Genomic DNA, 21152 nt, shown 5'->3' on the forward strand with positions numbered 1-21152 from the left:
ATGAACACCTCGACCTGGCTGGTGACCGGCCTCGCGCTGCTGTGCTGCGTGTGCGGCGTGGCCGGCGTCCACGCCTACGCGAGCGGAGCCGCCCAGCGCGCCGCGCTGGTCGCCCGGCTCACCCAGACCGGCGCACCGGAGGGGACCGGCCGCCGCAGGCGCCGCTTCCGGGGGATCGACCGGCGGGTCCGGCGCACCGCGTTCGGGCGGAAGCTGGAGCTGCGGATCTCCGCCACCGGCCTCGATCTCACGCCCGGCGAGTTCGTCGCCTACATGTCGCTGACCGTGGTCGCGCTGTGGATCACCGGACAGTCCGTACTCTCCCCGTTCTTCGGTCCCATCTGCGGCTTTCTCGGCGTGTGGGTGGCCATGGGCTTCCTCAACTGGCAGCGGCAGAAACGCATCGAGAAGTTCATCAACCAGCTGCCCGAGCTGTCGAGGATCCTCGCCAACGCCACCCAGGCTGGCCTGGCCCTGCGGATGGCGCTCAGCATGGCCGCCGACGAGCTCGAGGCACCCGCAGGCGACGAACTGGAGAAGGTCGCCCAGCAGCTCGCGGTAGGCACGTCCATCGACGACGCGCTCGGCGAACTCGCCGAACGCCTCCCCTCCCGCGAACTGGTCGTCCTCGTCACCACCCTCGTCCTCGCCAACAAGGCGGGCGGCACGGTCGTCGCCTCGCTGCGCAACCTCACGGAGACGCTGGAGGAGCGGAAGGAGACGCGGCGGGAGGTCCGTACGCAGCTGTCGCAGGTGAGCATGACGGCGTACGCGGTCCCGGTCATCGGCATCGGCTCGCTCCTGCTGATCGACAACATGCAGCCGGGCGCCCTGGACCGGATGACCGGCTCGGGCCTCGGCCAGTTCGCCGTCGTCGCCGCCTTCGCGCTGTACGTCGTCGGCTTCGTCGTCATCCGCCGCTTCTCGAAGATCGACGTGTGAAGGGGCCGGCCATGGACGTTCTCCTCGCGGTGGCCGCCGGCCTGTCGGTCGCGGGCATCCTCTACGGCATCCGCCTCTACCGGGCCGACGCCAAGCTCCCCGACGACCTGCGACTCGCCCTGGAGGTCGGCTCCACGCGCACCGGTGCCGTCGACTCCGTCGTGGACCGGCTCGGCATGCGCTACTCGGCCGCGGTCCTGCGCGCGATGGGCCCCAAGAGGGTCAACAGCGTCCGCCGCCGGATCGACCTGGCGGGCAACCCCGGCGGCCTGACGATAGACCGCTACGGAGCCCGGCGCGCCGTGTACGGATTCCTGGGCGGCCTCGGTGGCCTGATCATGCTCTCCAACGGCGATGTGATCGTGGCACTGCTGCTGTTCGCCTTCGGCGCCTTCTGGACCGAGGTCGGCATCTGGTCCGCGGTCCGCATCCGCAAGGATCAGATCGAGCGGACCCTGCCGGACTTCCTCGACGTGCTGGCGGTGGTGGTGTCGGCCGGGCTCGGGTTCCGGCAGGCGCTGGACCGGGTGGCCGACAAGTACGAGGGCCCGTGGGCGGACGAACTCAGGATCACCCTGCGCCAGATGGACATGGGCGTGAGCCGCCGGCAGGCCTTCGACGAACTGCGCCGACGGAACGACAGCGAGCAGGTCGCCCAGTTCGTCACGGCGCTCCAGCAGGGCGAGGAGCTCGGCGCGCCGATCGTCGACACGCTCATCCAGATCGCCAACGACATGCGGCGGACGGACGCGCAGAACGCCCGGAGGAAGGCGGCGAAGGCGGTCCCCAAGGCGACGATGGTGATCACGACGCTGATGGTCCCGGCGACGATGATCCTGCTGGGCGCGGGGCTGTTCCTGGGGACGGGCACGAACTTCGGCTCGATCACGGGGGAGTGAGTGCCCGTGTCCGTGCGTGCGCCCGCTTCTCTTCCGGTCTCCGTGTCTCTTGAGGTGAACGCCCTCCAGGCGCTGTGCCGGCAGGTCTTCGGCTTCCGGCTCGCGATGATCGCCCTGGCGAGCCCGACCGCGCTGCTCGCGGCGGCCCCCGGCCTCGCGGTGTGGCTGGTCGGCGCGGCCGTCCTGGTCACCTTCATGGGCTCGTACGTGATGTTCCGGGACTGGGAACGGTTCGGCCCACTGCTGCTCCGGCACCCCGCGCTGCTCGCCGCGGACGCCCTGTTCGGCTCGCTGCTCCTGGTCACGGCGGGACCGGACAGCACCCTGGGATACGTCAGTGTCTGCACCCCGCTGCTCGCCGGCCTCGCCTACGACTGGCGGGGCGCGGCGTTCTTCGCGTGCCTCCAGTCGCTGATCCTGCTGGCGATCTACGCAGCCGGCGTGGGCGAGGCGACCCTGCTCCCCGGCCTGTGCGTGATCACGGGCGCGCTCGGGGTCACCATGCGCAAGCTGCTGCTCCGCTTCGGCGCGGCGACGCAGGCCCTTGCGGCGGCCCGGGCGGCGGAGGAGGAACGGGCCCGCCTCGCACGCGACATGCACGACTCGGTGGCGAAGACTCTGCACGGCCTGGCCCTGGCGGCGGACGCCCTGGCGGTCTCGGCGGACCCGCGGCAGCAGGCGCAGGTCGTGGCGCGCTCGGCGCGCAGAGCGGCGGCGGAGTCGCGCGAGCTGCTCGCCGACCTGCGGAGGCAGTCGTACGGCGGGCCGGAGGTCGACCTGCCCTCGGAACTGACGGACCGAGTACGGGACTTCGCGGACCGCTCGGGCATCGAGACGCACTACCGGGGGGTCGGCTCCGGGTCGGTGCCCCCCGTTCCGTACGCGGTGGCACGGCAGTTGCTGACGATCGCGTCCGAGGCGATGGAGAACGCGGGGCGTCATGCCGCTCCGACGCGGGTGGACGTGTCGGCGGGTGTCGTCGCGGGCCTGCTCCGTATCAGCGTGTGCGACGACGGCCGCGGTCTGCCCCCGGGCACGACCCTGGACGGCCTGCGCAGGACGGGCCACTTCGGCCTGGTCGGCATGGTGGAACGGGCGGCGGGGGTGGGGGCGCGGCTCCGGATCGGGAGGGGCGGGGCGGTGAAGGGCACGGAGGTCCGCCTGGAGCTGCCGGTCGAGGGGGTCGCGCGGTGACGGTCACGGTGGTCGTCGCGGACGACAACCCGGTGGTACGGGCGGGCCTGCGGTCCCTGCTCGGCGCCGACCCGGCCCTCCGGGTGGTCGCCGAGGCCCCCGACGGCCGCACGGCGCTGGACCTGACGGAACGCCACCGCCCGGACGTGGTCCTGCTGGACGTCCGCATGCCGGTGGTCGACGGCTTGTCGGCCCTGCCGCAGCTGGCCCGCCTGGCGGCGGTGCTGATGCTGACGTACAGCGGGGAGAGCGAGATCGTGCGCGAGGCGCTGAGGCGGGGCGCGGGCGGATACCTGGTGCACGGCGAGTTCACGTCACAGGAACTGCTGACAGCGGTCCACGACGTGGCGGCCGGTCGGGCCCGCTTCACACCGACGGCGGCGAATGCGGTGCTGGGGGTGCTGCGGGGTGCGAGTGCACATGGTGGTGTGGGGCCAATCGTCTCGGATTCATTGCGATTTCGCGGAACCTCTTCGCAGGTGCAATCGAATGTGGGACGGTTCGGACTGAGTGCGAGGGAGGGGGAGGTGATGGATTTGATCGCGTCGGGCCTGAGCAACCGACAGATCGCCGACACCTGCTTCATCAGCGAGAAGACGGTCAAGAACCACATCAACCGCATCTTCGCGAAGCTCCACAGCACGACGCGCAGCGAAGCGATAGCGGTCTGGCTCGGCACGAGGACGGCACCGTGAAATGGGCCCGCGTTTGGGCCTACGGGCCCTGTGGGGAGGAGGGGGTGGGGGCGTACCGTGCGCGGGCCGAGATCGGCATGGGCACGGGGACGTACGAATCCGGAGGGGACCACCATGAGCGACGTCGTGCTGAGGGCCGTGACCAGGGCGAAGGTGCACTTCGGCGGCTGGGTGCGGGAGCGGTCGAGGGACCGGGGGCAGACGGCGGTGGAGTACTTGGGGATCATCGTGGTGGTGGTGGCGATCGTGATCGCGATCACCGGTACGGACATCGGGAAGACCATCAAGGACGCCATCTCGTCGAAGATTGCCAAGCTGACGGCCGAGTAGTGCGGGGCCGCAGGCGTCGGGATCTGGGCCAGGCCTTCCCCGTCTACATCACGGTGGTGGCGGCCCTGCTGTTCCTGGCGTTCGCGTATTTCGCAGTCGGACAGGCAGCAGTGAATCGCAATGGTGCTCAGACGGCAGCTGACGCGGCGGCGCTTGCGGCGGCTCAAGACGCTCGGGACCAACTGCGGGACGGTTGGCTGAACGTCATCCTCGACCCCACCAAGTGGGGTGAGTACGTCAGAGCCGAGAGGTATGGCACGGGCGCCGCTTGTCAGCGCGCGGCCTCGTTCGCCGCAAAGAATGAAGCGGAACTCTGGGGGGAGGGGTGTGACCGCCTGCCGCTCGGCGAGGAAGGTTTCCGGGTCAACGTTCGCGCCCTGAACGCCGTTGGGGGATCTGTCGTCCCTGGCACGGAGAAGCAACACGCGACGGCGACAGCGGTCGCAGTGATCGAGCCTCGCTGCACCTTCGTGGCGCCCTCGCCGACGCCCACAGCAACGGCTACCCCGACCCCGACCGGGACCCCGACGTCTGAGCCGACACCCACTCCCACGCCGACGACACCTGGCCCCATTCTTGGTCTCTCCTGCGACGGCGTCGACTGGGACATCGACCCAAACAGTCCGCAGCTTCCGAGCGCCGCCTATCTCTTCATCGTTCGACTGGCCGACAGATAGTGAAGGAACTCCCACTCATGAGTGCTCGGTACGCAACGCGATTCCGCAGGGGGACGGTTGCCGTTGTGGTTGCGACGTGTCTGGCCGCCGCGGTTGGAGGTTGCGGCAGTGACGACGAGCCCCCGACAGGCAAGTCCTCCACGAGTCCCATGGCTCCCAAGAGCACGTCGAGCAAGGGTCCGCAGCAGTCCGAGGAGCCATCCGAAGTGCTGGCCGTCCTCAAGGGGCAGAAGGGGCTCGAGCTGACCATCGGCTCGGCGGAGCGTGACGCCGGCGGATTCCTGACGATCAAAGGGAGCCTGAAGAACGCCTCGGGCTCTGCTGCCGTGGTCTCGTCTCAGACGAGTGGAGACGAGACCGAGGTCATGAAGCACGGCAGCTCCCTGGGAGGTGCCACACTTGTGGACTCCGTCGGAAAGAAGCGGTACTACGTGCTGCGTGACACGGATGGGCGGCCGCTGACCACCACCGGCATCAGCGTACTGGCGGCCGGGGCGTCAGCCGCCGTCTTCATGCAGTTCCCCGCACCGCCCGCCGCCACCACCGAGGTCACCCTCCAACTCCCCACCTTCGACCCCGGCACCATCAAACTCTCCTGAGGCAGCCATGACGACATCGAGCCGCATCGCCGTCCTCACCGCAGTCCTCCTCCTCGCCACCGCCATCCCCACCCCCGTCCTCGCCGACGATCCCCCCAACTCCACCTCCACCTCCTCCCCACCCCCCGAGATCGACGCGAACTCCCCCGAGCTCATGCTTCCCGACGGGGCCACCCTCGCCGCGCCCAAGGTTCTCGACATCAAGCAGGTCGTCGAAGAGGAAGGGGGCGAGCAGCGGCGTGAGGACACCAACGTCGACGTGACCTTCGCCCTTCAGGCCGAGGTGCTCTTCGGCAAGGACAGTGCCAAGCTCGGCCCCGCCGCCACCGCCCGTATCGCCGCCATCGCCGTGGAGATCAACAAGCAGAACTCCAGCAAGGTCCGCGTCTTCGGCTTCACCGACAACCTCGGTACCTACGAGCACGGCCTCAAGCTCTCCAAGCAGCGCGCCGACGCCGTGCAGCAGGAGTTGGCCAAGAGTCTCGATCCGGGGAAGACCTTCGACATCCGTGGGTACAGCGAGGACTACCCCATCGCCGACAACGGCACCGAGGAAGGCCGCACCAAGAACCGACGTGTCGAGATCTCCTTCCCCCGGACGACCGGCGGGTAGCCACCACACGGGCAACTCCCGTTGTAGGGGCTCGGATCTCGCTGCATAGTCGCAGTCGAGACTGCACGTCGGCGGCATTTATGTCGCCGCCGTGAGACTCCCAGGCCGGAGCCATCACACTTTGAGGTGATGACGGCCTCAACTCACCTCTTTGTCTACTCTGCATCTGACACCTCGACTGCACGGTGATTACATCGGGGTGGGGCGCGCGATGGAGAGTATCGACGGTCCGTCTACTGGGCCTCCACTGCCAGCACGACCCGCCGGCTGACCGCACCCGCACCGGCCTGGCGCGACACCCTCGGGCTCGCGGCATCAACGTCACCGAACTCCTGCAGGACCTCCAGGCCCAGCACGATCAGGCAGCGACCCGAGCCAGTGAGCTACGCGACCGGATCGAGCATCTGGGCGGTGACGGCTTCCGGTGATCGCCAGGCGTTCGAGCCGGGTCTCGGCCTCCCGTAGCCGGTTCTGCAGTTCCGTGATCTGGGTGCGGAGGTCGTCGGCCAGGGCGCGGGCGGCTTCTTCCTGGATGCCGAGCGCGTCAAGCGGTCGCGCCACGTGGGGGTGGGGGTGGCCGTGGCGGTGAGCCGGCGGGTCATGGTGTGGGTCATCGCCCAGGAGGCCCGGGAGGCGGAGGGGCCGGGTGGTGCTCGTAGTCGCGGCGCCGGTGCAGTATCAGGATCCTTGGTCGGGTCGACGCGGCAGGCGCCAGGTGACGCGAGGGCGTGTTCTGAGCAGCCTGTCAAATGGCGGGAGCCGTCTGGGTGGGGCCTTTCTCCCAGGTGGGCGGGGAGACGGTGCCGTTGTGAGCGGCCAGCTCCTCCTCCAGCCGCTTGATGTGGTAGTACTGCACCCGCGCTGTGCGCTGCAGGGCCATGACTGCAGTGAGGAACTGGTCCATCTCGGCTGCCCGGGTGAGGATGTCGTCCGGCACATGCTCGTCCCGCAGGCAGGCCTCCGCGTCCTGGCTGAGCACGGCCTGCGCCCAGTTACGGGTGATCGGCTTGAACAAGCCTTGGTGGTTGGCCACGATCCGCGCCCGGATCGCCAGGTCGTTCTCAGCGGCTTCCACGTGCAGTCCTGTGTCCTTGTTGCGCGCCCCGAACAGCGGCTCATGGATGTGGTGAGCATGGAAACCGTGCTCGACGCAGCCGATCCAGAAGTCCCAGTCTTCCCCGGCCCGCATTCCCTCGTTGTACCCGCCCACGGTCTGCCATGCCTCACGGCGGAACAGCGAGCAGTAGAACATGATGAGCCGTTGGAGCAGCAGTTCTCTGCTGTAGGCGGGGAAGGGCATCGCCTGCGGAGGCAGATCGTCGTCGGTGAAGGCGAACACATCGGTTGAGGCGATGGCGACGCCGGGGTCGTTGTCCAGTACTGCGACGGTCTTCTCCAGCATCGTGGCCGCGATCACGTCGTCGGCGTCCAGCGGAAGGATGTACCGGCCGGTGCTGGCCTCGATCCCGGTGTTGCGCGCGGCGGAGACCCCGGCATTGGCCTGCTGGAGCAGCCTGATGCGCCGGTCGGGATGGTGGGCGATCAGGGCCTCGGCCACCTCGACGCTGTTGTCGGTACTGCCGTCGTCGACGATGACGATTTCCCAGTCGCGGAACGTCTGTGAAATGACGCTGGACACCGCCTCGGGCAGATAACGGCCGTAGTCATGGCACGGGATGACCACCGAGACCACGGGGTCGGAACTGTGGGGCATGCGCCGTCCTTTGCTTCGGAACGGGAGCGGGAAGGAAGAAGATCCGCGTGATGGGTGGTCGCGCTCGACAGGCCCGGCGTGGCCCCCCGTTCCGGGGCCACGCCGGAGCAGTCCTGCTGGACCACGTGCTAGCTGTGGCGCTCCAGCGACCCGTAGTCGGGCCAGTGGTCGGGCCTGTGGGGCCCGTGCTGGTCGTGGTCGTGGTCGTGCTCGCGGCAGTACCCGTAGTCCGGGATCGTGATGTTGCCGACGGGCGTGCAGCAGTGCCCGTAGTCCGGGATCGTGATGTTGCCAACGGGCGTGCAGCAGTGCCCGTAATCCGTGATCGTGACGTTGGCGAACGGCGGGCAGGGGTGTTCCGCCCCCGGGGTGAGGGTGACGTCACCCAGCGGCTGTATGTGCTGCCCGTACGACGCCGAGGCTGTCGTGTTCGGACCGAGGGCGGCGTACGCCGCCTCCGCGGTGCCGAGCAGTCCGGCGGTGGCCAGTGCGGCAGGAAGCGCTAGGGAAGTGATGGCGCGCGCTTTCACGGTGGCGCCTTTCTGTTGTGGGTGGGGGAGCTGCCCTGGGATGCCGGTGAACTCCACGGCAGGGCAGTAGTGCCACCGTAAGATTGCCTACCAACCGTGTCAAAACGGGCACTCTCTGTGAGGGGCGTCTGGTAGGCGTACAGGCTGTGCCGACGGCCCTGTGGCCCTGGATCAGGGCACCGGGACGGCCTCGGTGGCCGCAGGTGCCTGGGCGTGATGCGGATGCAGTACTTCCAGGTCGGGCAGCGCCCAGCAGGCGCTGCCCATGTCCCGGGCCATCGCGGCAAACCCTTCGGTCTCGATGAGGTGCTGGTAGGGGAAGGACGGGAAGATCAGGCCGTCACGATGAAGGTCGGCGCGTACCAGCAATGTGGTGCCGCCGACCGAGTCGACGCGCAGGAGTCCTTGCCCGCGCAACTCCTCGAGGTACGTCCGGCCGAACCCCCTGGGGGGCTGAAGGATGCCGTCACGCAGCCACTGGGACCAGTTGAGCGTGCCGGCCTTCGGGTGAAGGACGAAGGTGTTGAGATCGTACGTAGGCCCACCGAGCGCGGTGGCGCAGTGCGGGACGACGATGTCCTTGCGAGCGCCGAGCAGACGCTGGATCAGATCGGCCGGGTAGCCGGTGACATCGACGTCGAGCCACAGCACCCACTCCTCGTCGACGAGGGCTTGGGAGAGCAGATGGTTTCGCGCCTTGGCCAGCACCGACCGGCGTCGGCGCTGGATGCCGGGCTCCCAACGGGGCCCGGTCAACTGGAGGCCGAAGTCGCGGCGTACGAGGGTAACCCGCCGGTACTCCGCCTCAAGTTCGGGCAGGACCTGCTGGAGCAGTTCCGGTGTCGTGTCCCGGCTGTCGCCCTCCAGCAGACCCAACGAGATGGCCTCGCGCGGGTAGTCCAGCCTGCGAAGGCGGTCCAGGTAGCCGGGCAGGAACGCGGCCGCGTCCTTGAGCGGGGTGAGCACCAGTACGAGGGGTCGCTCACTTGCCGGGGCCGTCGCGGGCTCGACGGCCGGCCGTTGTGTCCGCTCGGTGGTTCGGGCGGTGGGGGCGCCGGCCTCCGCATGGGCGATGTCCCCGGGCTCGATCGGCAGCCGAGTCGCCATGGCCAGCAACCGCTCCGCGTAAGCACCGGGTTCGGCCCAGATCTCGGTCGCCACGTCGAAGTGCTCCGCGAAATGGGACTCGTTGAACGTATTGCTCCCGTGGCACACGTACGTGTACAGCTCGGGCGCGTCAACCGATACGACCCGGCAGGTCCGGACCACCTCCTCCGCCACTGGGGTGTCCTCGCCCCGGCGTTGCGCCGGGTAGCGCGGGAGCCGGTCCTTCGCACACACCATCGACCCTTCCCAGACCCGTGCGCAGGAGACCGCGAGCTTGCGGCGGGCGGGCCACCACAGTTGCTCTCGGGCGAGGAAGCACGCCTCGGCGCCGAGCGCGAGAATCGCCGCCATCTGCGTCTCGACGCGCTCCGGGTCATAAAGGTCGTCGTCGTCCCACTGGCACACGTAGGGCCCGGTGGCCCGGTCCACCGCCTCATTGCGCAGTTCGCCCAACGTCCGCCCCTCCGGGGGGAGCCGGTGATAGCGGATCCGGGAGTCGCCTAGGTCGCGGATGTGCTGCTCGAGGGCGTCCCCCGTGCCGTCCTCCACGACAACCAGCTCCAGGTTCGGGTAGGTCTGGTCACGGAAGCATGTGATCGCCCGTCGCGCCGTCGCCGAGCGGTCCTTGGTCACCATCAGGCACGACACCGTCGGCGCGGGCGCGCCCGAGGCCCAGCGGCGACGCTGCGCGTCGAGGGTGAGCTGACCGTCGGCGACCGGTTGCAGCTCCTGGCTCGCCCAGAACGGAAACCGCTTGCCGACCGAGACCCGCGGCGTCCCGGAGGTGTCGCACGCCCAGCTGTCCGACCAGTGGTGCACGGCGTACGCGCGGTCGTAGTCGGCTTCCTGCGGGCCGAACAGCTCTGTCGCGTACGGACTCACCTTGGGGTACAGGACCTCCGGGCCGAGAACCGTGATCGAGTCGGGCTCCGGGGTGCTGTCGATCGCTCTGGTGAGGAAGAACGGGCCCGTCGCGTCCAGGGTGCTGGGCAGCTTGTGGGCACTGACCAGTTGGCGGTGGACATGGGCCCAGAAGGGGTGGCCTGGCCGTGACGCGATGAACGCGTTGCCGACGATGCGGCCGAATCCGCGCTGGCGGGCCAGAAGGAGCTGGGTGTGCGCCTCGGGCTCGCAGCCGAGGACAAGCTCGTGCCCGTCAAGGATTCCGGAGACCGGGCTGAGACACTCGAAGTCCAGATCCACGTACAGCCCGCCGAAATGGTCGAGCAGGAAATAGCGAACTGCGTCGGCCCGCATGATCGCTTCGGGATAGCCGTCGTAGACCGGCAGGAACCACGGATAGTGCTCCTGGAGGAATGCGCGATTGTCCGCGTCGGTCCACAATCGGTACCCCCAGTCGGGGTGATGCAGTCGCCAGGAATCAGACCACTTCTGCCATTCCTGAGGTAGATCCGTATCTTTCCATGTTTGGTGGATGAGCGGGGTAATTTTCTCAGGCGCAGACATTCGCGCAGTATGCCCGGCTACCTGGCCGAGCCGAGCTCTCATGGACCCCGTCGGCAGCACATTCACCCGGGCGGTCCACGAGACACCGCTGTGTGTGGTCTGTGCGGTCCCAGCGGCCGCGCAGCTGCACGGCCGCTGGGACGATGCCATTCGGCAGCGTGGAGACGTCTCGTCAGGTGCGCGCCTGATGGCGTCCGCTACGTTCTCGACGTTCCCGGCCGCGACGTCGCGAAGAGGGTGCCGGGCCGGAAGCGGGCACTGGCCATAGACGTTCTGTCCTGGTCATCGCCGTCATCGTCCTCGCCGCCGGCGCGCACGACAACACCGCGGGCATCGCCTTGCTGGACCAGGTCGCCGAACACAAAGGCAAAACCGTTCGCCTCAGAGAGGTCGACACCGGCAGCTTCACCAAGAAGCAGTAGCCGACCGAAGCCCCTCGACCAGCAGCCCTGCCCCGCCAGATCCGGACAGGCGCCCGCGCCCGTGAGGAAATGCCACGTTCGTGAGACTGAGCGGCTATGCCATCGACCTGAGACAGGGGAAGAAGCGCTGGTCAACGCGCACCGCCTGTGCCGCGAGCGGTGAGACCCTACATCGGGTCAGTCCCACTGCTCGTCGGCGAGGGTGGTGACCGGCTGGGGCTTGCCGATGACGGCGAGGGCGATGAAGAAGTTGATCTGGCCGATCGCGATGGTCAGGGTGGCCAGCGCCTTCTCGTCGTAGTGCTCGGCCACCTCGGCGTACAGCTCGTCGGAGACGCGCTCCTTGCCGTGCGGGGCGGGCTGGAGGGTGGCCTCGACCAGGGCGAGGGCGGCGCGCTCGGCGTCGGTGAAGTACGGGGCGTCCTGCCAGGAGGAGACGGCGGTGATGCGCTCCTCGGACACGCCGGCCTTGCGCAGGAAGGCGGTGTTCAGGATGGTCAGGTAGGTGTTGCCGACGATCTGCCCGGCGCGCAGGTGGACCAGGCTCATCGTGGAGCGCGGCACCGAGCGGTTGCCCGTCGCCCGGAACAGCGCGGCACTGACGTCCGCCAGCTCGGGCACGAAATCACCGGGGTTGGGCATCCGGGAGATGGAGGGGTTCGGGTTCGTCATGGCTGCTCTCCTCTGCGTCGGCCTGCTTGCCGTCTTCACAGCACTGACGGATCCGCGCACGGAGGTGTGACAGGTCTCCGGGAAGTTTTTCGGCGATCCCTCAGGCCCCCGCCGCCAAGTGCCCCAGCGCCGAGCGGATCGTCGCGATCAGCGCCTCCGGGCGGCGGAAGACGTCCGCCGCCGTGAAGCGCAGCACCCGTCGTACACCCGGGCAGTCCGCCAGTTCGTTGAAGCGGCGGACGTCGCGGTCGTGGGCATGGCGCGTTCCGTGGAAGGCGTAGCCCTCGATCTCGATGGCGAGGCCCGCCTCGCGGAAGAAGAAGTCCGGGTGGAGGGCGCGGCCGGAGCGCGAGCGGAGGAGGGGCTGGCACTCCGGGTGGAGGCCGGCGTCGTGCATGCGGAGGCGGGCGACCGTCTCCGCGGGGGAGCCGGAGGCCGCCGCCGTCAGCGGCAGCCAGCGGCGCGCCCGGGCCGCACCAGGGCCACGTGGGGTCAGCTCGGTGGTCAGGTCGTCGTGGAGGACGATCGGCTCTCGGCGTATGCCCCGGACCGTACGCCGGGACAGCGCCGAGTCCGCCGCGACCACCGCCTCCTCCCGGCTGCCACAGCTCCGCATGAGGTCGCCGACCGTCCGCACGGGGCTCGTCACCCGCAGCCCCGCCCGGACGCAGGTGTCCCCGTCGGTGAGGCGCCCTGTCGTGTGGACGCGCAGGTCCGCCCGCCCGGCTGCGCCCCCACCCCGCCGCCGCGCGGTGAACTCCAGTACCTCCCCGGTCGCGCCCAGGACCTCGACCCGGTGCAGTGCCGCCGCCGTGCCATGGCTGCACACCAGTTCCGGACGCAGCGGCTGGACCGCCCTCGCCCTGACCTTCCATTCCACCTCCTTCCCCGGGACGGCCCAGGCCCCCCGGCAGATCCGTTGCCACCCCTCCTCGCGCAGCCGCCTCCCCAGTCGGCCCCCGCCCCAGCCCGCCGCATACGCCCACTCGGTCAGGAGCACCCCGCCGCGGGCCAGTTTCGACAACTCCTCCATGGCTCCAACGATCCACGGACGGGCGAACGTTCGCACCCCCTGTGGATAACCTCCGCGCTCATGCCGCATCCTGGTGCGAACGGGTGCCAGGACTCCTTCGGAGTGGACTGCTGATGACAACGACGACCCCGAGCGTGCAACTGGTCAGTGATCTCGTGACCCGGATCCCCGAGTTCCGGAGCGCGTTCGACGCGCATGTCTTCCACCAGGGGGGTGTGCTGCCGCACGTGTTCTTCTGGGACGTCGTCCAGAACACCGTGCGTTCCTTCCTCGGGGAGGACCCGGCGGCGGCCGACTGGCGCCGCACGCTGGACTTCCTGGAGGAGCAGAGCGGCCGCGGGGTCCTCGCCGTCGACGAGGTGATCGTCACCTCGTTCCTCAACGACCTGCCGTACCCCGACGAGCCCGGCTACGCCATCGTCGAGCAGCTCGGTCCCGTCATGGCGGCGAGGTTCGGCAGGATCCGACCCGGCGGCTGAGCGCGGGTGGGCGCGCGGCCTCGGCGGATCCCGTGGGAGTGACACCGACATAATCGAGCGCATGTCCCCAGACCGGCCCCGTCCCCCGGAATCGCTCGCCGCCGCCCTCGGCGGCTACGCCGCCACCCGCGTCATCGGCCTCGCGGTGCTCGCCGTCGCCGCCGCCGTGGTGGGCAAGGACGGGTGGCACCGGCTGTCGGGCCGCTGGGACGCGGTCTGGTACGTCCGCATCGCGGAGAACGGCTACGGCTACCAGGTCACGCTCCCGAACGGGAGCGTCCACTCCGACCTCGCCTTCTTCCCCCTCTTCCCGGCGCTCGAACGGGCCCTGTCCACTGTCCTCCCCGTCGACGCCGCCACCGCCGGCCTGCTCGTCTCGTGGGCCGCCTCGCTCGCCGCCGCCTGGGGCATCTACGCCGTCGGCAGCCATGCGGCGGGCCGACAGGCCGGTGTCGTCCTCGCCGTCCTCTGGGGCGTCTACCCGACGGCGTTCGTGCAGTCGATGGCGTACACGGAGACGCTCTTCACCGCCCTCGCCGCCTGGTCGATCCTGGCCGTGCTGCGCGACCGCTGGATCCTGGCCGGTGTGCTCTGCGTGTTCGCCGGGCTGACCCGGCCGACCGCCGCCGCGCTCATCGCCGCCATCGGGATCACCGCGCTCGTCACCATCGTCCGCGAACGCAAGCTGCCGGCCCGCATGGTGGCCGGGGTGCTGATCGCCCCCCTGGGCTGGCTCGCGTACATCGTCTATGTGGGGGTGCGGGAGTCCAGTCCCACCGCCTACTTCGACGTCCAGGCCGCCTGGGGGAACTCCATCGACGGCGGGGTCGCCCTCGCCCGCTTCATCTGGGGTCTGCCGCCGCTCGCCGCCCTCGGACTGTGCGCGGCGCTCGGCCTGCTCGGGTGGCTGGTGGTCCTCTGCGTACGGCAGGAGCAGCCTCTGCCGCTGCTCGTGTACACCATCGCCGTCGTGGTCGTCTCGCTGATCGGCGCCGCGTACTTCGGCTCCCGGCCGCGTCTGATGATGCCCGCGTTCGGACTGCTGCTTCCGGCGGCGGTGGCGCTCGTACGGCTCCGGGTGCGGAACCGGGTCCTGGTCCTCGCCGGGCTCGCCCTCGCCTCCGCCGGCTACGGCGCCTTCACTCTGCTCGGTTCGGGACCGCCGTGACCCGTACGCCCGGCCGCAGTCCCCAGCCCGCCATCGCGCCGCCCTCCGCCTCCAGCACGTGCCGGCCCCGCGGGCGGACCATGCCGAGCCTGCCCGGCCTCATCGTGACCACGTCGAGGACGGTGAACGACCGGTCCAGATAGGCGACGTCGATGGCGAAGCGCATGCCGAAGGTGTGCACGCTGTTCGTCGGGGTGATGAGCAGGGCGCCCGTGATGCCGTCCCGGCCGAGCAGGCCCCGGCGCCGGGCCCGGTAGGAGGCCGCGATCTCCAGCTCGACCGACCCCTCGGGAAAGGTCAGTGTGCCCGCTCCGTCGCGCCATTTCCCCGGTCTCCCCATAGGGGAGACGGTAGCGGCAGGGCTGGGTAGGGTGCGGCGGGTGTTCGCCATGCTGATCTCCGTCGCCGCCCTGTGGGGCGCGGGCGTCGGACTGTTCGTGCCCCGCGCCGCGTACCGGCTGTCGGTCGAGCCGGGGGAGCGGTGGCGGGACGACTGCCCCGCCGGGCACGCTCTGGCGGGGCCCGCGCGCGGCTGGCTCGGCGGCCCCGGGTGCGGCGCCTGCGCGGCCCCCACAGTCCCAGCGGTGCGCCCCTTCGCCCCGTCCCTCGTCACCGCCCTCGCCTGCGCCGCCCTCGCCGCCGCCACCGGCCCCCGCCCCGAACTGGCGGTCTGGCTCCTGTACGCGCCCTTCGCCGTGCTCCTGGCGACCGTCGACATCCGCGTCCACCGGCTGCCCGACCAGCTCACGCTCCCGCTCGCCGCCGCCACGCCGCTGCTCCTCCTCGGTGCCCAACTCCTGCCGTACGAGGCCGGCTCCTGGCTCCACGCGCTGCTCGGCGCACTCGCCCTGGGCGGCGGCTACCTCGTGCTGTTCCTCATTCATCCGAACGGCATGGGCTTCGGAGACGTGAAGCTCGCGCTCTCCCTCGGGGCGGTCCTCGGCTGGTACGGCTGGGGTGTCCTCTTCGCCGGGGCCTTCGCGGGGTTCCTCCTCGGATCGCTGTACGGGTTCGGCCTCGTCCTCGCACGGCGCGGCAGCCGGAAGTCCGCGATCCCGTTCGGGCCGTTCATGATCGGCGGCGCGCTGTTGGGCGTGCTCATGGGAGCGTTCGCCGCTACGCCCTAGCATCCGCATATATGTGGACAAAGACCGGTGATATGCCGGACCTGTCAGGTGATCCGTCCGAACCGACCGCGAAAGCCCGACCGGCCTCCGAGGAGCCCGCCGCCCTCTCGCCGCGAAGGCCCGCCCTGCTGCCCTGGGCCTGGGCCGCCGCCCTGTGCCTGCTGTACGCGACCGTCGCCGTGCGCCGCCACTTCCTCCTGCGCTCCACCGGCTACGACCTCGGCATCTTCGAGCAGGCCGTCCGCGCCTACGCCGAACTCCGCGCCCCGGTCGTCCCGTTGCGCGGCGAGGACTTCAACCTCCTCGGTGACCACTTCCACCCCCTCCTCGCCCTCCTCGCGCCGCTCTACCGGATCTGGCCCTCCGCGACGTGTCTGCTCGTCGCCCAGTCCGCCCTGCTCGCCCTGGCCGTCGTGCCGCTCGCGCGCTGGGCCCAGCGGGTGCTCGGCACCTGGGCGGCCCATGCGGTCGCCGCCGCATACGGGCTGAGCTGGGGCATCGCCTCCGCCGCCGTCTTCGACTTCCACGAGATCGCCCTCGCCGTACCCCTGCTCGCGTTCTCCCTCGAAGCGCTCGGCCGGCGGCGCTGGGGCGCCGCGGTCGCCTGGGCCGTACCGATGCTGTTCGTCAAGGAGGACCTCGGGCTCACCGTGGCCGCCATCGGCGTGTACATCGCCGTCAGGGGCCCGCGCCGGCTCGGTCTCGTGACCGCCGTGGGCGGGCTGCTCGGCTCGCTCCTCGCGGTCAAGGTGCTGCTCCCCGCCGTCAACCCGGTCGGGGAGTACGTGTACGGCGCCCACCTCCCCGACACCGAGGGCTCCCTGCTCGCCACCCTCGCCATGCTTCCGATCGACGCGCTGCAGCCCGAGGTCAAGGCGGTCACCCTGGTCCTGATCTTCGCCCCGTCCGCCCTGCTGGCCCTGCGTTCACCGCTCGCGCTGATCGCCGTCCCCACCCTCGCCTGGCGCCTGCTCTCCATGAGCAGCACCCACTGGGGCACGGCGTTTCACTACAGCGCGATCCTGATGCCGGTCGTCTTCGCCGGTCTCATCGACGCGCTGTCCGTGTGGCGGCATGAGCCGTATCCGCTCCGGGTCCGTCAGCTACGGGCCTCGCTCGCCACCGTCCTCGCGGTGACGGCGGTCCTGGTGCCGGCCTTTCCGCTCGCGCAGGTGGCGGCGGTGTCGACCTGGCGCACCGACCCGCACGTCGAGACCGCCCGCGCGCTGTTGGCGCGGATCCCCGACGGGGCGACGGTGGCCGCCTCCAACCGGCTCGTGCCGCAGCTCACGTCGCGCTGCACGGTCGTGGTCTTCCCGACGTACCCGGTGGACGGGAAGCCGGGGTCGTCCCCCTTGAGCTTCATTCCGCAGCCCACCGCGGAGTGGATCGTCCATGACCGGGTGGCGCCGCAGGGCTGGCTGGTCTCGCAGGGGCACTGGCCGTACCGCCTCGACGTGCAGGAGGCGGAGCTGAATCTGGCACGTCAGGTGTACGGGTACGAGCTGGTGGCGGAGGGGGACGGGGTGACGCTGCTGCGTCGTCGGGCGGGGTGACAGCCCGGCCGGCTCTTGTGGCGCGCGCGGCTGCCATGGGCCGCCGCATGCGCCGCCCGCCCTCGGACTCACGCGTGGGGGCCCACCGTCACCGTGCCGATCACCAGCTCCGGCGTCCCCTCCAGGACCGCCCCGACCCGTTCGGCCTGCGCCTCCAGCCCCCGCAGCCGCGCCGCGGACAGTCGCTTCAGCGGCTCGACCGTCACCGTGATCCGCTTCCCGGACCTCCGCTGGTGCCACACCCCGGCGACGACCCCGTCGACCAGCAGCACGGGGAAGTTCCCGGCCTGACCGCGCGCCAACGCCCGCCGGTACGCGTCACCCGGGAAGAGCCGCTCGCGCGGCTGGGAGGCGATCGTGAAGGCGTCGAAGTACGGCAGCAGCCGCACCCCGCGCGCCGGACCGGCCGGGAACACCGTGTCGCCGGCGAGCACCCAGCCCGCCGCGCCCTCGAACGACACCTCCTCGATCCGCCCGTCGCCCGCCAGGCCGGCGAAGAGCCCGGTGGCCCAGCCGACCGGGGCCGCCAGCCATTTGGCGAAGTGCTGCGGGGTCGCGGGGCCGTACGCGTACAGATAGCGCTCCACGAGCTCGCCGAGCGCCCGGGTCCCGTCCGCCGGCCGCACCCCGGGGTTGGTGTACGTGACCTTCCGGCTCTTGTCGCGGCCGAAGCACAGCACCCCGCGATGGGCGGCCGTATGAGTGATCTGCCGCCAGCGGGGCCACTTGTCCTGGAAGGCCTCCATCACCCGGTCGCCCGCCCAGGAGCCCGTGCGCTCCACGATCGCGTCGGTCAGCTCGTCCGCGGTCAGCTCCACACCCGTCAGCGCGTCCGCGATCGCCGCCAGGACCTCGTCCGTCTGCGCCGCCGTCATCCGGACGTCCGGCGGCACCGGGTTCGCCCCGGCCGGGATCGCGGAGAGCGCCCCCGTCCACAGCGGCAGATCGGCGGCCGGCAGCAGGTGCACGGTGCCGCGCGGGCCGTACGTCTTGACCAGCGTGCGGTCCTCCCAGAGCGCCGCGCGCACCTCCGCCCGCGTCGCCTCCGCCGTACGCAGCGCCACGGACAGCTCGGCGGCCGAGAGGACCTGGGCGTGCGCGCCGAGCATCGCGGCGGCCACCGCCGCCGGCGGGGCGTCGGCCGGTTCGTCCAGGAACTGCCGGTGGATCCTGCGGGCGTCGGCCTGCGCCCAGCTCACCTGTGGTGGGGTGGAGGTTGTCATGCTCCGACCGTAGGAGAGGAATAGGTCAGGACCTGTCCGGCTTGACCGAACCGTCGGGACGAATCGAGGAGTTGGCCATGGCCAAGGGGAAGACCGAGTACGACTGCGGGCTCGACGCCGCCGTCGACGTCGTCGGCGGCAAGTGGAAGCCGCTGATCCTGTGGGCGCTGCACGCGCACGGCGCGACCCGCTTCGGGGAGCTCAGGCGGCGGATCGCCGGCGTCAGCGAGAAGGTGCTGATCCAGCAGCTGCGCGAGCTGGAGGCGGACGGCATCGTCCACCGGGAGATCTACCGGGAGGTCCCGCCCCGGGTGGAGTACTCCCTCACAGACCTCGGCGAGGCGCTGAACACGGCGCTGCTGCCGCTGGGGGAGTGGGGCGCCCGCTTCATGACAGAGATCCTCGCCCGCAAGGCCGCCCAGGCCGCCTGACCGTCAACCGCGGGCCCGTCCCCGGGGGTCCCTCTTGGGAGGTACGGAACCCGCCGCCACGCCGGGGCGCAAACCCGCCAGCGGGCCCCACGGCCCTTGTCCCGACTGGGCTCCGGCAATTCCGGGAGAGACCATTGGCGACGCGTGGCACGCAGGCCCCCTTCTTAAGGGTTATGGTGGAAACCCCCCCTCGGGCCGGTCCGTATCCCCCCCCACGGACCGGCCCGTTTTCTGTTCCCGGGCCGTGCCCGGGGCCGGAGGTCAGTTCCGTCCGGCCCAGATGTTGGTGCCCTCGGTGTCCACGGCGAAGGAGTCGATCTCCTTCAGCTCCTCCTCCGTCAGCGGCGGCCCGGCCAGCGCCGCCACGTTCTCCTCCAGCTGCCCGACGCTGGACGCGCCGATCAGCGCGGAGGTCATCCGCTCGTCTCGCAGCACCCACGACAGCGCGAGCTGCGCCAGCGACTGTCCGCGGCGCTCGGCGATGTCGGCCAGGCCGCGCAGCCGCCGCAGCACCTCGTCGGAGAGCAGGTTCGGGTCGAGGGACTTGCCCTGGGTGGCCCGCGAGCCCTCCGGGATGCCCTTCAGGTACTTGTTGGTGAGCAGCCCCTGGGCCAGCGGCACGAAGGAGATGCAGCCCATGCCGGCCGCCTCCAGCGTGTCGAGGAGGCCGTCCTCCTCGGTCCAGCGGTTGATCATCGAGTACGACGGCTGGTGGATGAGCGCCGGGACACCCATCTCCTTGAGGATCCGCGCGGCCTCGGTGGTCTGCTCGCTGTTGTAGGAGGAGACGCCGACGTACAGCGCCTTGCCCTGCTGGACGGCGGAGGCGAGCGCCCCCATCGTCTCCTCCAGCGGGGTGTGCGGGTCGAAGCGGTGCGAGTAGAAGATGTCGACGTAGTCGAGGCCCATCCGCTTCAGCGAGGCGTCGAGCGAGGACATCAGGTACTTGCGGGAGCCCCACTCGCCGTACGGGCCGGGGTGCATCAGATAGCCGGCCTTCGTCGAGACGATCAGCTCGTCCCGGTAGGGCGCGAAGTCCTGGGCGAAGATCTTGCCGAAGTTCAGCTCGGCCGAGCCGGGCGGCGGCCCGTAGTTGTTCGCCAGGTCGAAGTGGGTGACACCGAGGTCGAAGGCGCGGCGCAGGATCGCGCGCTGCGCGTCGAGCGCGCGGTCGTCGCCGAAGTTGTGCCACAGACCGAGGGAGACGGCGGGGAGCTTGAGTCCGCTGCGGCCGGTGCGGCGGTACTCCATGTGCTCGTAGCGGTCCGCGGAGGCGCGGTACAGGGGGGAATCAGTCACGTATCTCTGCTTATCACGTACTTGTGACAGTCCCGGGCTGGGAGCCTGTTACCCGTCCGCAGTAATGTGTCGGCTTCGGGGACCGCCGCAGCATGGAGGGGTTAAGAACAGTGAACCTGCGCGACCTGGTGTACGGGCTCTACGCACGCCGGGTGGAAGGCCGCCTCGACCATGCCCAGGTGCCCAAGCACATCGGTGTGATCCTCGACGGCAACCGGCGCTGGGCCAAGGCCTCCGGAGGAACCCCCGAGCAGGGCCACAAGGCCGGCGCGGACAAGATCCAGGAGCTGCTCGGCTGGTGCGCCGAGACCGACGTCGAGGTCGTCACGCTCTGGATGCTCTCCACGGACAACCTGAACCGGCCCGAGGACCAGCTCCGCCCGCTGCTCGCCATCATCGAGGACGCGGTGCGCGCCCTGGCCTCCGACGGCCGCTGGCGGGTCAACCACGTGGGCACGCTCGACCTGCTGCCCGCCCGCACCCAGTCGGTGCTGAAGGAAGCCGAGCAGTCCACCCACGACAACACGGGGATACTCGTCAACGTCGCCGTGGGTTACGGCGGCCGCCAGGAGATCGCGGACGCCGTCCGCTCGCTGCTCCTGGAGCACGCGGACAAGGGGACGAGCTTCGAGGAGCTCGCGGAGATCGTCGACGTCGAACACATCTCCGAGCACCTCTACACGCGCGGCCAGCCCGACCCGGACCTGGTGATCCGTACGAGCGGTGAGCAGCGGCTGTCCGGATTCATGCTCTGGCAGAGCGCGCACTCCGAGTACTACTTCTGCGAGGTCCACTGGCCGGCCTTCCGCAAGGTCGACTTCCTCCGGGCTCTGCGCGACTACGCCGCGCGCCACCGCCGCTACGGCAACTGACGGAAGAAGCCGGAGTCCGCCGCGGAGCGATCACCGGACGTTCGACTCTGTTCACGAACACGTCGTCATATGCCATGGCATGGCTGACGGTGTTCGAGGGAAT

22 protein-coding genes and 1 pseudogene are annotated in these 21152 nt (G+C 70.3%); 15 read left to right on the top strand and 8 right to left on the bottom strand.

Features of this window, described 5'->3' with window-relative positions; all coding sequences use genetic code 11:
- The 8 genes from ACFV9D_RS14920 to ACFV9D_RS14955 all read left to right on the top strand — a co-directional run bounded on the left by ACFV9D_RS14920 (nt 1) and on the right by ACFV9D_RS14955 (nt 5949).
- The gene (locus ACFV9D_RS14920) at nt 1-942 is read left to right on the top strand and encodes a type II secretion system F family protein (protein WP_385145395.1); all 942 of its coding nucleotides are present in this window, start codon (nt 1-3) and stop codon (nt 940-942) included.
- 11 nt (nt 943-953) lie between these two features.
- Nucleotides 954-1841, top strand: a complete 888-nt coding sequence (locus ACFV9D_RS14925) for a DUF5936 domain-containing protein (RefSeq protein WP_385145397.1) — start codon at nt 954-956, stop codon at nt 1839-1841.
- Nucleotides 1842-1883: 42 nt separating this feature from the next.
- Nucleotides 1884-3035: a sensor histidine kinase gene (locus tag ACFV9D_RS14930; RefSeq protein ID WP_385145399.1), complete on the top strand. Its 1152-nt coding sequence runs from the start codon at nt 1884-1886 to the stop codon at nt 3033-3035.
- Nucleotides 3032-3730 (top strand): response regulator, encoded by a 699-nt coding sequence (locus tag ACFV9D_RS14935; protein ID WP_385145401.1) that lies wholly within the window; start codon nt 3032-3034, stop codon nt 3728-3730. The genes ACFV9D_RS14930 and ACFV9D_RS14935 overlap by 4 nt, the downstream gene beginning before the upstream one ends.
- 114 nt (nt 3731-3844) lie before the next feature.
- On the top strand, nt 3845-4060 hold the full coding sequence (locus ACFV9D_RS14940; protein ID WP_385145403.1) for a Flp family type IVb pilin: 216 nt from the start codon (nt 3845-3847) through the stop codon (nt 4058-4060).
- Nucleotides 4060-4737, top strand: a complete 678-nt coding sequence (locus ACFV9D_RS14945; protein ID WP_385145405.1) for a pilus assembly protein TadG-related protein — start codon at nt 4060-4062, stop codon at nt 4735-4737. The genes ACFV9D_RS14940 and ACFV9D_RS14945 overlap by 1 nt, the downstream gene beginning before the upstream one ends.
- Before the next feature lie 149 nt (nt 4738-4886).
- A complete protein-coding gene (locus ACFV9D_RS14950) occupies nt 4887-5336 on the top strand; it encodes a hypothetical protein (protein WP_385145407.1) in 450 nt (149 codons plus the stop codon).
- Nucleotides 5337-5343: 7 nt separating this feature from the next.
- The gene (locus ACFV9D_RS14955) at nt 5344-5949 is read left to right on the top strand and encodes an OmpA family protein (protein WP_385145409.1); all 606 of its coding nucleotides are present in this window, start codon (nt 5344-5346) and stop codon (nt 5947-5949) included.
- A gap of 745 nt (nt 5950-6694) precedes the next feature.
- Here ACFV9D_RS14955 and ACFV9D_RS14960 read toward each other — a convergent pair.
- The 3 genes from ACFV9D_RS14960 to ACFV9D_RS14970 all read right to left on the bottom strand — a co-directional run bounded on the left by ACFV9D_RS14960 (nt 6695) and on the right by ACFV9D_RS14970 (nt 10809).
- A complete protein-coding gene (locus ACFV9D_RS14960; protein ID WP_385145411.1) occupies nt 6695-7642 on the bottom strand; it encodes a glycosyltransferase family 2 protein in 948 nt (315 codons plus the stop codon).
- Between the two features lie 149 nt (nt 7643-7791).
- Nucleotides 7792-8193: a hypothetical protein gene (locus ACFV9D_RS14965; protein WP_385145413.1), complete on the bottom strand. Its 402-nt coding sequence runs from the start codon at nt 8191-8193 to the stop codon at nt 7792-7794.
- A gap of 171 nt (nt 8194-8364) precedes the next feature.
- Nucleotides 8365-10809 carry a glycosyltransferase gene (locus tag ACFV9D_RS14970; protein ID WP_385145690.1) on the bottom strand — a complete coding sequence of 815 codons (2445 nt, stop codon included), beginning with the start codon at nt 10807-10809 and terminating at the stop codon, nt 8365-8367.
- A 174-nt stretch (nt 10810-10983) separates the two neighbouring features.
- Between ACFV9D_RS14970 and ACFV9D_RS14975 the strand changes: the two are divergent.
- Nucleotides 10984-11168: pseudogene (locus ACFV9D_RS14975) on the top strand (transposase); the annotation flags it as partial.
- Between the two features lie 198 nt (nt 11169-11366).
- Here the strand turns inward: ACFV9D_RS14975 and ACFV9D_RS14980 are convergent.
- Nucleotides 11367-11861, bottom strand: coding sequence for a carboxymuconolactone decarboxylase family protein (locus ACFV9D_RS14980; RefSeq protein ID WP_385145415.1), 495 nt, complete (start codon nt 11859-11861; stop codon nt 11367-11369).
- Nucleotides 11862-11961: 100 nt separating this feature from the next.
- Nucleotides 11962-12894: an endonuclease domain-containing protein gene (locus ACFV9D_RS14985; RefSeq protein WP_385145417.1), complete on the bottom strand. Its 933-nt coding sequence runs from the start codon at nt 12892-12894 to the stop codon at nt 11962-11964.
- 113 nt (nt 12895-13007) lie between these two features.
- Between ACFV9D_RS14985 and ACFV9D_RS14990 the strand changes: the two genes are divergently transcribed.
- Nucleotides 13008-13373, top strand: a complete 366-nt coding sequence (locus tag ACFV9D_RS14990) for a hypothetical protein (RefSeq protein ID WP_385145419.1) — start codon at nt 13008-13010, stop codon at nt 13371-13373.
- 61 nt (nt 13374-13434) lie between these two features.
- Complete coding sequence (locus tag ACFV9D_RS14995; RefSeq protein ID WP_385145421.1) at nt 13435-14541, top strand: hypothetical protein; 1107 nt, start codon at nt 13435-13437, stop codon at nt 14539-14541.
- Here ACFV9D_RS14995 and ACFV9D_RS15000 read toward each other — a convergent pair.
- Nucleotides 14513-14881 carry a DUF192 domain-containing protein gene (locus tag ACFV9D_RS15000; protein WP_385145423.1) on the bottom strand — a complete coding sequence of 123 codons (369 nt, stop codon included), beginning with the start codon at nt 14879-14881 and terminating at the stop codon, nt 14513-14515. The two genes, ACFV9D_RS14995 and ACFV9D_RS15000, sit on opposite strands and share 29 nt — an antisense overlap.
- Before the next feature lie 40 nt (nt 14882-14921).
- Here ACFV9D_RS15000 and ACFV9D_RS15005 point away from each other — a divergent pair, with 40 nt between their 5' ends.
- Both ACFV9D_RS15005 and ACFV9D_RS15010 read left to right on the top strand, forming a co-directional pair.
- Nucleotides 14922-15668, top strand: coding sequence for a prepilin peptidase (locus ACFV9D_RS15005; protein WP_385145425.1), 747 nt, complete (start codon nt 14922-14924; stop codon nt 15666-15668).
- Between the two features lie 32 nt (nt 15669-15700).
- Nucleotides 15701-17224, top strand: coding sequence for a DUF2079 domain-containing protein (locus tag ACFV9D_RS15010; protein WP_385145427.1), 1524 nt, complete (start codon nt 15701-15703; stop codon nt 17222-17224).
- 68 nt (nt 17225-17292) lie between these two features.
- Here ACFV9D_RS15010 and ACFV9D_RS15015 read toward each other — a convergent pair whose 3' ends face one another.
- On the bottom strand, nt 17293-18447 hold the full coding sequence (locus ACFV9D_RS15015; RefSeq protein ID WP_385145429.1) for a winged helix DNA-binding domain-containing protein: 1155 nt from the start codon (nt 18445-18447) through the stop codon (nt 17293-17295).
- Between the two features lie 77 nt (nt 18448-18524).
- Here ACFV9D_RS15015 and ACFV9D_RS15020 point away from each other — a divergent pair, with 77 nt between their 5' ends.
- The gene (locus ACFV9D_RS15020) at nt 18525-18878 is read left to right on the top strand and encodes a winged helix-turn-helix transcriptional regulator (RefSeq protein ID WP_385145431.1); all 354 of its coding nucleotides are present in this window, start codon (nt 18525-18527) and stop codon (nt 18876-18878) included.
- A gap of 261 nt (nt 18879-19139) precedes the next feature.
- Here the strand turns inward: ACFV9D_RS15020 and mgrA are convergent, their stop codons facing one another.
- Nucleotides 19140-20177: an L-glyceraldehyde 3-phosphate reductase gene (gene mgrA / locus ACFV9D_RS15025; protein ID WP_385145433.1), complete on the bottom strand. Its 1038-nt coding sequence runs from the start codon at nt 20175-20177 to the stop codon at nt 19140-19142.
- Nucleotides 20178-20287: 110 nt separating this feature from the next.
- Here mgrA and ACFV9D_RS15030 point away from each other — a divergent pair, with 110 nt between their 5' ends.
- Nucleotides 20288-21049, top strand: a complete 762-nt coding sequence (locus ACFV9D_RS15030; protein WP_385145435.1) for an isoprenyl transferase — start codon at nt 20288-20290, stop codon at nt 21047-21049.
- Nucleotides 21050-21152: the final 103 nt, after the last annotated feature.

Origin of the sequence: Streptomyces sp. NPDC059875, assembly GCF_042731085.1 — a bacterium.
Classification (GTDB): domain Bacteria; phylum Actinomycetota; class Actinomycetes; order Streptomycetales; family Streptomycetaceae; genus Streptomyces.